This is a genomic window from Octadecabacter temperatus (assembly GCF_001187845.1).
GTDB lineage: Bacteria > Pseudomonadota > Alphaproteobacteria > Rhodobacterales > Rhodobacteraceae > Octadecabacter > Octadecabacter temperatus.
In genome coordinates this window covers 1,237,665-1,249,823 of record NZ_CP012160.1, presented here as the reverse complement: position 1 = coordinate 1,249,823, position 12,159 = coordinate 1,237,665, and the positions used below count along the sequence as shown (strand labels likewise).

The 12,159-nt window shown below is 55.5% G+C and carries 14 protein-coding genes and 1 other RNA gene; 9 read left to right on the top strand and 6 right to left on the bottom strand.

What is annotated here, in order from left to right; translation table 11 throughout:
- Positions 1-41: 41 nt before the first annotated feature.
- The 5 genes from acuI to OSB_RS06350 all read right to left on the bottom strand — a co-directional run bounded on the left by acuI (position 42) and on the right by OSB_RS06350 (position 4,206).
- A complete protein-coding gene (acuI, locus tag OSB_RS06370; RefSeq protein ID WP_049834198.1) occupies positions 42-1,025 on the bottom strand; it encodes an acryloyl-CoA reductase in 984 nt (327 codons plus the stop codon).
- Between the two features lie 65 nt (positions 1,026-1,090).
- Positions 1,091-2,191, bottom strand: a complete 1,101-nt coding sequence (locus OSB_RS06365; protein WP_049834197.1) for a dimethylsulfoniopropionate demethylase — start codon at positions 2,189-2,191, stop codon at positions 1,091-1,093.
- A 6-nt stretch (positions 2,192-2,197) separates the two neighbouring features.
- Entirely contained in the window at positions 2,198-2,701 is a 504-nt protein-coding gene (locus OSB_RS06360) for a DinB family protein (protein WP_234967356.1), read from the bottom strand.
- Positions 2,698-3,408, bottom strand: coding sequence for a DUF1326 domain-containing protein (locus tag OSB_RS06355; protein WP_049834196.1), 711 nt, complete (start codon positions 3,406-3,408; stop codon positions 2,698-2,700). Before OSB_RS06355 ends, OSB_RS06360 begins: the two co-directional genes overlap by 4 nt.
- 12 nt (positions 3,409-3,420) lie before the next feature.
- The gene (locus OSB_RS06350; protein ID WP_200802525.1) at positions 3,421-4,206 is read right to left on the bottom strand and encodes a DUF2182 domain-containing protein; all 786 of its coding nucleotides are present in this window, start codon (positions 4,204-4,206) and stop codon (positions 3,421-3,423) included.
- 63 nt (positions 4,207-4,269) lie between these two features.
- Here OSB_RS06350 and OSB_RS06345 point away from each other — a divergent pair, with 63 nt between their 5' ends.
- The 3 genes from OSB_RS06345 (at position 4,270) to OSB_RS06340 (ending at position 6,081) form a co-directional block, all read left to right on the top strand.
- Positions 4,270-4,989 (top strand): FadR/GntR family transcriptional regulator, encoded by a 720-nt coding sequence (locus OSB_RS06345; RefSeq protein ID WP_049834195.1) that lies wholly within the window; start codon positions 4,270-4,272, stop codon positions 4,987-4,989.
- 52 nt (positions 4,990-5,041) lie between these two features.
- Positions 5,042-5,392, top strand: a transfer-messenger RNA (tmRNA) gene (gene ssrA, locus OSB_RS16455).
- A gap of 44 nt (positions 5,393-5,436) precedes the next feature.
- Positions 5,437-6,081 carry a DUF1194 domain-containing protein gene (locus OSB_RS06340; protein ID WP_049834194.1) on the top strand — a complete coding sequence of 215 codons (645 nt, stop codon included), beginning with the start codon at positions 5,437-5,439 and terminating at the stop codon, positions 6,079-6,081.
- On the opposite strand, the gene OSB_RS06335 is transcribed toward OSB_RS06340, so the two are convergent.
- Complete coding sequence (locus tag OSB_RS06335) at positions 6,078-6,539, bottom strand: Lrp/AsnC family transcriptional regulator (RefSeq protein WP_049834193.1); 462 nt, start codon at positions 6,537-6,539, stop codon at positions 6,078-6,080. The two genes, OSB_RS06340 and OSB_RS06335, sit on opposite strands and share 4 nt — an antisense overlap.
- Positions 6,540-6,674: 135 nt before the next feature.
- On the opposite strand from OSB_RS06335, the gene cysG reads away from it, so the two are divergent.
- The 6 genes from cysG (at position 6,675) to OSB_RS06305 (ending at position 12,158) form a co-directional block, all read left to right on the top strand.
- Positions 6,675-8,072: a siroheme synthase CysG gene (gene cysG, locus OSB_RS06330; RefSeq protein ID WP_049834192.1), complete on the top strand. Its 1,398-nt coding sequence runs from the start codon at positions 6,675-6,677 to the stop codon at positions 8,070-8,072.
- A gap of 1 nt (position 8,073) precedes the next feature.
- Positions 8,074-8,376, top strand: a complete 303-nt coding sequence (locus tag OSB_RS06325) for a DUF2849 domain-containing protein (RefSeq protein WP_049834191.1) — start codon at positions 8,074-8,076, stop codon at positions 8,374-8,376.
- 2 nt (positions 8,377-8,378) lie between these two features.
- The gene (locus OSB_RS06320) at positions 8,379-10,043 is read left to right on the top strand and encodes a nitrite/sulfite reductase (RefSeq protein WP_049834190.1); all 1,665 of its coding nucleotides are present in this window, start codon (positions 8,379-8,381) and stop codon (positions 10,041-10,043) included.
- Entirely contained in the window at positions 10,033-10,752 is a 720-nt protein-coding gene (locus OSB_RS06315; protein ID WP_049834189.1) for a phosphoadenylyl-sulfate reductase, read from the top strand. The genes OSB_RS06320 and OSB_RS06315 overlap by 11 nt, the downstream gene beginning before the upstream one ends.
- A gap of 49 nt (positions 10,753-10,801) precedes the next feature.
- Positions 10,802-11,218, top strand: coding sequence for a DUF934 domain-containing protein (locus OSB_RS06310; protein ID WP_049834188.1), 417 nt, complete (start codon positions 10,802-10,804; stop codon positions 11,216-11,218).
- Positions 11,219-11,303: 85 nt separating this feature from the next.
- A complete protein-coding gene (locus tag OSB_RS06305; protein WP_049834187.1) occupies positions 11,304-12,158 on the top strand; it encodes a ferredoxin--NADP reductase in 855 nt (284 codons plus the stop codon).
- Position 12,159 lies beyond the last annotated feature (1 nt).

Genomic DNA, 12,159 nt, shown 5'->3' with positions numbered 1-12,159 from the left:
CCGGAGGCTCCGAGCAGAACCTCAAACGCGCGGACCGTCGTTTACGCGTTCACATCAACAACAACGCGTCCCTTCACTTGGCCCTTTAGAATGTCGCGACCAAGTGTTGGCAGGTCAGACAAGACAGCCGGTTGGACCATCGCTTCAAGCTTATCCATCGGCAGATCTTTGGCAATTCGCGCCCAAGCACGGACACGGTTATCATAAGGCTGCATGACTGAATCGATCCCGAGCAGGTTCACACCGCGCAGCAAAAACGGAATGACAGTCGCCGGAAGCCCCGCGCCACCTGCAAGGCCCACAGCCGACACAGACGCCCCGTATTTCATCTGCCCAAGTACGCGCGCGAGCATCTCGCCGCCAACAGCGTCAACACAACCGCCCCAAACTTCAGCCTCGAGCGGGCGTTTGGTGGTCTCGTTCAACTCTTCACGGGCCACGATCTGCGTTGCCCCAAGGGACTTCAAATAGTCCGCTGTTTCAGGCCGTCCCGTAACGCCGGCAACCTCATGGCCCAAGTTCGCCAAGATCGCAGTCGCAACGGACCCGACGCCACCAGCCGCACCCGTGACCAGCACAGGCCCGTCTTTGATCCCATGATCCTCAAGCGCCATTACGGCGAGCATGGCCGTAAATCCAGCCGTTCCAACGGCCATCGCTTGGCGTGCGTCCAGACCATCGGGCAACGGAACCAACCAATCGGCTTTCACGCGGGCCTTTTGGGAATAACCGCCCCAGTGCGCCTCGCCGACGCGCCAGCCGGTCAACACAACCTTATCACCTGCCTTGTATCGCGGGTCATCGGACGCCTCGACGGTCCCTGCGAAATCGATGCCGGGAATGTGGGGGTAATTGCGTACCAAACCACCACCTGGCCCAATGCACAGCCCGTCTTTGTAGTTCACGGTCGAATATTCGATCGCAACCGTGACGTCGCCTTCGGGCAACCGATCCAGATCAATCTGCTGCACGGACGCGCTGGTTTTGCCGTCGTCGTCCTTCTCAACCATCAAAGCGTTAAACATAGTCTTCTCCTAACTTCATCTTGGCCCAAAAACTCCCGCCGGTGGCTCCGACGGTGCAATAGGCGCTAAATCCAAAACGTTTCTTGCACGACCGCAGGGAAAACCCCTGCTTGCGTCACGACATCTACGTCGGTCATCGGCTCCCAGTGGGTCATCCGCACCATGCCAATCGCGACGTTTGTTTCAAAATCTGGGCTCCACGCGGCGGACGTCACAATGCCAACCTGTCGTTGCCCATCCATCAGCGGCCATCCGCGATCACAGGGTGGCAAATCACCCTCAATGCGCAGTGCGCGCACTTGTTTTACAGGGCCTTCCTTGGACACACGCAACAATGCATCGCGGCCTACACAGCCAATCGCAGTCTGCGTTGAACAAAACCGCCCCAAACCTGCCTCATGCGGGGTGTTGTCGCGGTTCATGTCATTGCCATACGACAGCAACCCACCCTCAATCCGTTCAATCAGGTTCGGGCAGCCCGCATAGACATCAAGATCCTTGCCCGCCTCCATCAGCGCATTCCAAAGCGGCATGCCGTTTTGCGTGCCCTCAACATAGACTTCGAAACCGCCCTGTTTGGAATAACCCGACCGTGCGACCAACATCTGCTGGCCTTGAAAGTCGAACCACCCGTAGCGGAAAAACTTAAGGTCTTTCACCTTGTCACCAAACACCCGCGCTGCCAGCTCATCCGCTTTGGGCCCTTGGATCGCAAGCGGAGAAACATCAGGTTCATCCACCAAAACATCCAGACGAAGTCCATAGGCCAATCCTTTGACCCAAAACAATAAATCACTATCCGCGATGGACACCCAATACCGATCGTCCGTGATCATAACCGCAACAGGATCATTCAACATCCCACCGGTTTCATCCACCATCGGCACGTAATAGCACATACCGGGCAGCATCCCGCGAAGGTCACGTGGCGTCAGCATTTGCATGAGCTTTGCCGCGTCCGGCCCGCGAATTTCGACCTGTCGTTCTACTGATACATCCCAAACCTGCACCGCAGATTTCAGATGGTGATAGTCTTCTACAACCGAGCGAAACACGGTGGGAAGAAGCATATGATTATAGACCGTGTAGCCTTTGACACCGGACGCCTCTACGCCATCAGAGAACGGCGTGCGCCGAATACGGCGCGATCCTGCAATAATAGCCATGCTCGTTTAACCCTCTGGAATAAAAGGAAGATCAGTATCGTTGGGCTTTTGCCCCGCAGCCGTCAGCATTGCATGCACCTGCCCGCGGTGATGGGTTTGGTGGTTGAACAATTGCATCACGCAGATCGCCTTAGGCTTGGTCATGTCACGCCCCAAAGCACCGGAATACCAATGCAGATCGCCAACGAGATCAATCGTTGCGACGTTGCGCGCCCACTCATTGATCCGGCCATCCACGCGAAACCGCTCAGCGGCCCAATCCGAACCATTGGCCATAAAATCGAGGCTATCAGGGATTGAAACATCCGTGCTTGGCCCACCATCAAAGCGGCTAATCCAAAGCGTGTCACCCCAAAGCAAATGGTTCAACGTTCCAAGGATGGACCCGAAAAACGCGCCGCGATCCAACTTTAACTCATCATCGCTCATTGACTTAACAATGTCACGCAAGCCATTGTTTTGCCATTGATTATACCGCGCCATCGTTTGGCAGTATTCAGGCGAAATCACGCCTTTGGCCCCTTCCAGTCAATCGGACAAATTTCCGCGGACATGCCACCAAAATCCCAAACACGACCATAGTCGCGCACCTTGGACTTAAGACCCTTAGCCGCAATAATATCCGGCCCCATCCAGTACTTGGAATTGGAAATCATAACCGGATGGTCAGGGCTCGCGCCGTCGATCATTTCAATCTCACCAGCAATCTTACGGCCGATATAAAGCCCGCGCTTCTTGCCGTCGCGTGTGATTTCGACCTTTTCGCGCTCAGCACCAATGATTTCGGAGACAAGGAACGTGAACAGCCCTGTTGTGCCACCCGCGGCACCGCTGAAGATTTTCAACAGCCCATTATAGGCCTTTTGCGTTGAGCGTTCATCCACATATGCCGCCACGCGCCAGTTGCCCTCGCCCATACGACCGGGAATATCCACCAGCAGACCAACGTTAAGACCTGACAGGTCTTCACCCTCAAAATGGCCCTCATCAATCGCAATCGCCATCCACGCGTGACAATGCCCTTCCGTGGGCGGATGCGCACCAAGCGACACGACACAAGGACAGAACATGGTGCAAGAGCAATTCAAAAACAGCTCGCCCTTGATGGCCCAGTCCGTGGGCCGCATCTTACGGCGTAACGGATGGCTTTCTACCTTGCTATCAATACGTTGGCTAACCGGCAGGCGGTCAGACGGTGCGCGTGTTTTTTCGGCCATGTGGCGTACTCCCTAAAGGTTTGCCCAAGCGGGCAATGCAAGTCCTGCGGTGATCAAGGCGACCCCCATAGGCTTCGTTACGATATGCCCGACGCTGGGCAGTTTTTCTAAAATCATGAACACAGTCGCGAGACCCATCCAAAGCAGGCTCATCACGCCGCCAACAAAGCCGAGCGCCATAAAACCCCAGCAGCAGCCAACGCAGAACGCGCCAAGCCCGAGCCCCATCCGCAACCCACCCTGAAAACCTGTTTTCCAGTGGCCAACGAAATACATCATCGGAGAATGGCAAACCCCGTGGCACATTTCCTTAACGCGGCTGAACTGGAACAATCCGACGACAATCAGCAATCCCGCCGACACCCAGATGCTTTTCGCAATCCCAAGCATGTCAACGACACCGCCAAACAGTAGCCCCAGTTGAACGGCCGTAATCAGTGCCGCGAAGCCGACCCAAACAACAGAATACCCCAACAAAACGCCAAGCCACCCTGCCCGTGTGCCATTCGCGCTGGCCATCAGGTCTTCGTAGGACCGTAATGTTGGGATCATTGTCGGCAACATCATCGCCGCCATCATAATTGCCCACATTGCAAACAGCGGGCCAAACCGCGCCATCGGCATATCCATCGGCATCCGCGGATCCATCACGGCCATCGCTGCGCCCATTTCACCAGGACGCCCGATAAGGTCGAGGTCCATGCTGATTGCCATCATGTACATCATCGCCCACGACAGCAAAATCGCGGCAAAGAACGCAATCCAAAGCACTGAACGGATATTTAGCAGTGACGACACAGGCGCCCTCCCAAGCGACTCATTCCTTGCAAAACAAATGTCAGACAATTAAATGTCTGACAAATGAAAAATGCACCTGACCTTTCCGCGCAAATCGCCAAGTCCATCCGTGACGCCATTGTTTCAGGTGATTTGCCTGTGGATGAGCGCCTTCCAAGCGAGGCAGAGCTGAGCGATCAGTTCGATGTGTCCCGCTCAACGGTGCGCGAAGCCCTCAAACGTCTCGCGGCGCAATCCCTGATCCGGACCCAACGCGGCGCAACAGGCGGCGCGTTCGTGAATCGCCTCACGTTTGAGGACGCCTACGGCCAGCAAATCACCACATCCGCCCTGCTCCTCAGCATGAATGCAGTGGATTTTGACACCGCCTGCGAAGCGCGTTTCGCACTGGAACGCGCCTGCGCGCCCCTCTCTGCCACGCGCCGAACGGCCGATCACCTCGCCACCATGCGCGCCGAGATCACGCGCCAAGCCCAACCAGGCCTCAGCGATGAAAGCTTCTGCGCTTCAGATGTCGCCTTCCACCGCGCTTTGGTTGATGGCGCTGGCAACCCTGTATTGTCCTACCAGCTCGCCGGCGCGGTTGAGGCGATTGAACCGTTGATGAACATGATCACCTTCACCGCCCGCTCAAGAACTCACATTGTCGGCTTGCACACCGCCATCGCCGACGCACTTGAGCAGCAAGACGCGGGCAAAGTAGATGCGATTTTGGCAGATCTTGCCACCTATACCGCTAAGCTGGGTCAAACCGTGGCCGATGCAAAGAAAACGCACGCATAGCCAACGAAAAACGCTACGCCCCGCTTCTTTGGCTCAAAAATACTCAATTGTACCCTTTGCAACAGGCGACCACCGCCCCTATATATGAACTGTCCTTCGGGACTATGAACATAAACGCGCTCGTAATAAGCGGATCGGACCCGGGGGCGGTACCCGGCGTCTCCACCAACACACCCTCATTTGGGGTAGGACGGGGACGAAATAGGATCGACGAACGTCTAAAGGGGTTAGCTTTGTTTCGGTGAGTTACCACCGTTATCGGTACGTTTTAAGCTAGTTGCAAATGACAACAATGCTCAGGTTGCTCTCGCTGCGTAAGCAGTGCGAAATACCGAAACTTAAGCCCCTACGCTTTGCAGCCTAGGGCGGGGTTCGCAGGTACCTGGCAACAGAAACCTGCACTTACACCCCCTATCATTCCAAGCTGTTCCGCGCCAAACTCATGGCATGAGAGAACTAATCGCAGCCTTTTCGCTCGGCGCAACACAGGCAATTGCTTGTGATACGGCCCTCATGTTGACCATAGACGTTTCAAACTCCATCGACCCTGTTGAATATAGGCTTCAAACCGATGGCATGGCAGACGCTGTTCTGGACGCCGAAGTGTCCGAAGCCCTTATCCAAGGCCAGGTTGCTGTCGCCGTCATCCAATGGTCTGGCGTGGATCGTCAAGAACTGTCGATCCCGTGGCGCCAATTACGATCAACCGCTGACGTGCAGGCCTTCGCCGTTTATGCCCGCACCATGCCGCGCGCCTTTGTGCAAAGTGACACAGCCCCCGGAAACGCAATCATGTTCGCGCTCGATCAGTTCGCTGATGCGCCCAAATGTGACCGACAAGTCATTGATATATCAGGAGATGGTACGCCTAATGCAGGTAGCGATACCCGCCTCGCATCGCGTGAAGCCGAGCGCCGCGGCGTGACAATCAACGGCATCGCGATTGAAAGCATGGGCGTCGCCATCACGACGTTTTTTACCCGTTCCGTCATAACCCGCGATGGTTTTGTCATTACCGCACGCCGCCACCGCGACTATCCGCGTGCGATCCGTGAAAAGATCCTGCGCGAGGTCTCGCGGATCTTTGGCTAAAGCGGCAAAGCAACCGTCGATTTGATCTGTTCCATGCTCAGCAGCGCGGTCACGTTGAACACCCGCACCTCAGAAATCAGCGCTTGATAAAACACGTCATAGGCCCGCGCGTTTTGAACCCGTACTTTCAAGATGTAATCGATGTCGCCTGCCAGGCGATGTGCTTCTTGCACTTCCGGGCGATCCATCAACGCTTTCAGAAACTTAGCCTGCCAATCTGCTTCATGCTCAGACGTGCGGATGAGCACAAAAAAGCACGACTCAAACCCCAGTGCTTCGGCGTCTAGCATCACCGTTTGCTGCCCGATCACCCCTGCTTCACGCATCTTGCGAATCCGGTTCCAAACGGGTGTCTTGGATGACCCCACAACCTTGGCAATTTCGTCCAAAGATTGCCCTGCATCCGCTTGCATAGTGCGTAGGATTTTCCGGTCTAGTTCATCTATCCGAACATCCATTCGCTTTTCCTTCCGTTTTGGAAACATTTTGACTGACTCTCAGGTTAAGGTGAACAAACGTCCCTTTCAAGCGCTGATATGAAGCAATTTGTGGAACATTATTCTATATTGAACCCAAGCAACGGGATCAGACACATGAACCACTTTCCAATCTTCCTCGCCACACAAGGGCGTCGCATCGTTCTTTCAGGCGGTGGCGAAGCGGCATTGGCCAAGTTGCGCCTGCTTTTGAAGACCGAAGCGAAGCTAACAGTTTTCGCCAAGGATGCCGCGCCAGAAATCCACGCTTGGGCGTCTGAGGGTAAGCTGGCATTGGTTGAGCGGTCCATGGACCACGGGGACGCTTTGTGTGCCGCATTGTTCTATGCCGCCGATGAAGACCCGATTGAAGACGCACGCACGGCAGCCATCGCCCGCGCAGACGGCGCGCTGGTCAACATCGTGGACAACTTGCACGACAGCGAATTCATCACGCCTGCCATCGTAGACCGTTCCCCTGTCACGGTCGCGATTGGTACCGAAGGCGCAGCACCTGTTTTGGCGCGCAAGATCAAGGCCGACCTTGAGGAAAACCTTCCCGCTTCCCTTGGCACCCTCGCCCGCATCGGAAAAGGCTTTCGCGCAATGGCAGAAAAGCTCCCGTTTGGTGTGGCGCGACGTGATTTCTGGTCTGACTTCTACTTTAACGCTGGCCCCCGCGCGATCACGCAGGGCGAAACCGCTGTAAAAGAAACGCTTAACTCGCTGCTGCAGGACCACCTGAACACCAGCGCCAAGCCCGGTCACGTTGATCTTGTCGGTGCTGGACCCGGTGATCCCGACCTGCTGACACTGAAGGCACGCAAAGCCCTCGATAAGGCTGATGTGGTTATTTACGACCGTTTGGTGACGCCTGAAATCCTCGAGCTCGCCCGCCGCGAAGCGATCATGATTGATGCGGGCAAAGAGGGTTTTGGCAAAGCAATGGCCCAAGGCGACATCAACGCGCTGATCGTTGAACACGGTTCAAACGGCCACCACGTTGTGCGCCTTAAGGCGGGTGATCCGACTGTGTTTGGCCGCTTGGATGAAGAAATCGACGCAATTGAGGGGGCGAACCTGTCCTATACAGTTGTGCCGGGCATCACTGCGGCTTCCGCTGCGGTGGCTGACATTGGCCAGTCCCTTACCAAGCGCGGGCGCAATTCATCCGTTCGCTTCATCACGGGCCATGACACCAAAGGCTACGCGGATCACGATTGGAAGACATTGGCCGAAACGGGCCAAGTCGCTGCGATCTACATGGGCAAAAAATCCGCACGCTTTATCCAAGGCCGCCTGCTGATGCATGGTGCCAACCCTAACACGCCCGTCACCGTTATCGAAAACGTCTCTCGCGCTGATCAGCGTGTTTTGACAACCACACTGGCGGAAATGGAACCGACCATTACCGCTGCAGAGTTGACTGGCCCTGCCCTGACATTCCTTGGGCTCGCGCCCCGTGCGGCCATCGCGGCTGCGTCATCTTACGACCTACAACAGGAGGCCCAATAACATGGCCCGCGCATTCACACCAAAAGTGATCACATCCAACCTTCTGATTGAGGGCGATGCGGTTTGGTTCACAGCCAAGGATACATGGTCCGGCGATATTGCCGAAGCAGAGTTCCTGACAGACGAAGCGCACGCCGATCTGCGCCTTCTGGAAGCAAACGCACAAAAGAACGTGATGGTTGGCGCCTACTTGGCCGATGCCAAGTTGGGTGAAAATGGCCCAGAGGCCACCCACTTTCGCGAAGAATTCCGCACACGCGGCCCATCCAACTATGCCCATGGCAAACAAGTCGAGCAGGTTTAATCATGTATAAGTACAACGATTTTGACGAGAAATTCGTCCGTGAACGTGTCGCCCAATTCCGCGGCCAAGTTGAACGTCGTATTGATGGGTCTTTGACCGAAGACGAATTCAAGCCGCTGCGCTTGATGAACGGCCTGTACCTGCAACTGCATGCCTACATGCTGCGCGTTGCGGTGCCGTATGGCACGTTGAACAGCAAACAAATGGATATGCTCGCCCACTTGGCTGAGACATATGACAAAGGCTACGGCCATTTCACCACGCGCCAGAACATCCAATACAACTGGCCTGAACTGCGCGACGTGCCTGACATGTTGTCTGACCTCGCAGATGTTGAAATGCACGCGATCCAGACGTCTGGGAACACCATTCGTAATGTCACCGCTGACCACTTTGCAGGCGCTGCAGCTGATGAAGTCGCAGACCCGCGCCCTGTCGCAGAATTGCTGCGCCAGTGGTCGACTGACCACCCGGAATTCCAGTTCCTGCCACGTAAGTTCAAACTTGCTGTAACGGGTGCTGCTGCCGACCGCGCCGTGATCAAGGCGCATGACATCGGCATCCGCATTCTGGAGCGCGACGGCGTTCGTGGTTACGAAGTGCTTGTTGGTGGTGGTCTTGGCCGCACACCAATGATTGGCAAAGTGCTGCACGACTTCCTGCCAGAAGCCGACCTGCTGCCATTCATTGAGGCGACTGTTTCCGTTTGGAACCGTCTTGGTCGTCGCGACAACAAGTATAAAGCGCGCATCAAGATCACTGTGCACGAGCACGGAATCGATGAAATCCGCCGCTTGGTGGACGAACGTTTCGCTGAAATTCGCCCAACGTTTAATGGCGTCGATCAAGACATCCTGCGCACGATTGAGGCGCAATTCGCTGCGCCAGAGTTCAAGTCAGCCAACACGGATGGTTTTGAGGCCGCGCGCCTTGCAAACCCTGCGTTCCGCAGCTGGACTGATACCAACCTGACTGCGCACCGCGCCGACGGATATGCAATTGTCAGCATTTCCATCAAAAAGCATGGTGATACACCAGGTGACGCAACTGCGGATCAAATGCGCGTCATGGCGGACCTTGCCCGCAAGTACGGCCACGATGAGCTGCGCATCAGCCACGAGCAAAACGTTATCCTGCCGCATGTCCACAAATCTAACCTTATGGATATCTACCAGATATTACGGGTAGCTGGGCTAGCGACGGCCAATATCGGACTGGTATCAGACATCATCGCCTGCCCCGGTATGGACTACTGCGCACTTGCAACAGCCCGCTCTATTCCAATCGCACAGCAGATCGCGACACGTTTTGACGAACTGAAATTGGAACACGACATCGGTGAACTAAAGATCAAAATTTCGGGCTGCATCAACGCCTGTGGCCACCACCACGTGGGCCACATCGGTATTCTTGGCCTCGACCGTGCTGGTGTTGAAAACTACCAGATCACACTGGGTGGCGATCACACCGAAACGGCCGCTGTTGGTGAACGCGCAGGCCCAGGGTTCAGCGCGGATGATATCGTGCCGGCAATCGAACGTCTTGTGGTCGGTTACATGGACCTACGCGACAACGACGACGAGACCTTTATCCAAACCTACCGTCGCCTCGGTGCGGCACCGTTCAAAGACATTCTTTATCCAAAGGAAAAAGCAGATGCCGCTTGATGGTCAACTTTCCACGCTCAACCGCGTCTACAAAGACAAAGATGCGCAGGACGTCCTTGAACACGCGCTGAACAACTTTGGCGACATGGCTTTGGTCAGCTCGTTTGGTGCGGAAAGCGTTGTTTTACTGCATATGGCTGCACAAATTAACCCTGACGTGCCGGTTTTATTCATCGACACTGAAATGCTGTTTGCCGAAACGCTTGAGTACCAGCGCGATGTTGCGGCCCAACTTGGCCTGACAGACGTGCGTGCTATCCGTGCCAAGCGCGAAACACTGTTTGAGAAAGACAACGAAAACCTGCTGCATCTTCACGACACAGATGCCTGCTGTGCCCTGCGCAAAACAGAACCACTTCAACGCGCGCTGCAAGGGTTCGACGGTTGGGTTTCTGGGCGCAAGCGCGTCCAAGGTGGCGATCGTCAGGCGCTCGAGTACTTTGAGATCGAACGTCCATTAGGCCGCCTGCCACGCGCCAAGGTAAACCCGTTGGCCCATTGGGACAGGGATGATCTGCAGGACTATATCAAGGCGCATAACCTGCCGCGCCACCCGCTTGTCGCCAAAGGCTACCCATCCGTTGGATGTTCGCCTTGCACGACAAAAGTAAAGACCGGCGAAGACGCACGTGCGGGCCGCTGGCGCGATCAAAGCAAGACGGAATGTGGCATCCACTTCGGAGCCAACGGCGCCGTTCGAGCCTCCTGAATTTGAGTTTATTGGCCAAGATGAAGTTGAGCCAGAAAAGGACGAAAAAATGAGTGTGATCGTAACCGACACAGGGTTTAGCAACGATGACTGGCAGACCGGATGGGTCGCTTTGACAGACATTGCGGCCAATGATTGTGCTAAGCTGGCTGTGGACCTTGCGTCAGATGCCGAACCATCCGATTTGGCAGAATGCCTGCAAAAGATCGACATGATCCGCATTGATTTCCCGTCTTTCGCGGATGGGCGTGGCTTTACGATTGCTGCGCAGTTGCGTCGCATGGGGTTCACGGGACGCCTTCGCGCGCGTGGTCACGTGATTGCGGATCAATACGCAATGGCGCGGCGTTCTGGGTTTGATGAGGTCGAGATTTCCGATGATCTGGCCGCGCGTCAGTCTGAGGACCAATGGCTGGCCCGTGCGGACTGGAAAGCACACGATTACCAAGCACGTATGCGCGGCTAATCCCGTCGCGGTAAACGCACCCCTTTCACTGACATAGATCAAAGCGTAACAGAGGGGCGTGGGCATATGCCTGCGCCATAGACACATGACAGAAATGAAGCCCGTGACAGATACAAGCACAGCAACCAAAGCCGTTCCCGCCCTGCCCGATGCGCAGACCGTGACCGAAGTGAAGCACTACACAGACCGCCTGTTCAGCTTTAAAATGACCCGCCCCGCATCCATGCGGTTCCGCTCGGGTGAATTTGTGATGATCGGTCTGATGGGTGATCCGAACCCAGACACGGGCAAGGTTAAGCCGCTATTGCGTGCGTATTCCATCGCCTCCCCTAGCTGGGACGAGGAATTGGAATTCTATTCCATCAAAGTGCAAGACGGCCCGCTGACATCCAAGTTGCAGCACATCAAAGTTGGTGAGCAAGTCATCTTGCGCCCCAAGCCTGTTGGCACACTGGTGCATGACGCATTGATCCCGGGCAAGCGTATCTGGTTCTTTGCAACCGGCACTGGCTTTGCGCCTTTCGCATCCTTGCTGCGCGAACCACAGACTTATGAAGACTACGACGAAGTCATCATCACGCACACCTGTCGCGAAGTTGGCGAATTGACCTATGGCCGCGACCTGATCGAGGCGCTCAAAGATGATGAGCTGCTGAACGAAGTGATCGGTGAAGGGTTCTGGAAGAAGATCAAGTATTATCCGACCACCACACGTGAAGAGAGCCCGAAGATGGGCCGTATCACGGACCTCATGCGTTCTGGCGAAGCATTCGAAGACCTTGGCGTGCCACCGCTGAACCCAGAAAGCGACCGTGCGATGATTTGCGGGAACATGGCGTTCAACCTTGAGCTCAAAGAGATGTTCGAGGAATACGGCCTGGTTGAGGGCGCGAATTCCAACCCACAACACTACGTGGTTGAGAAAGCCTTCCTAGACTAAA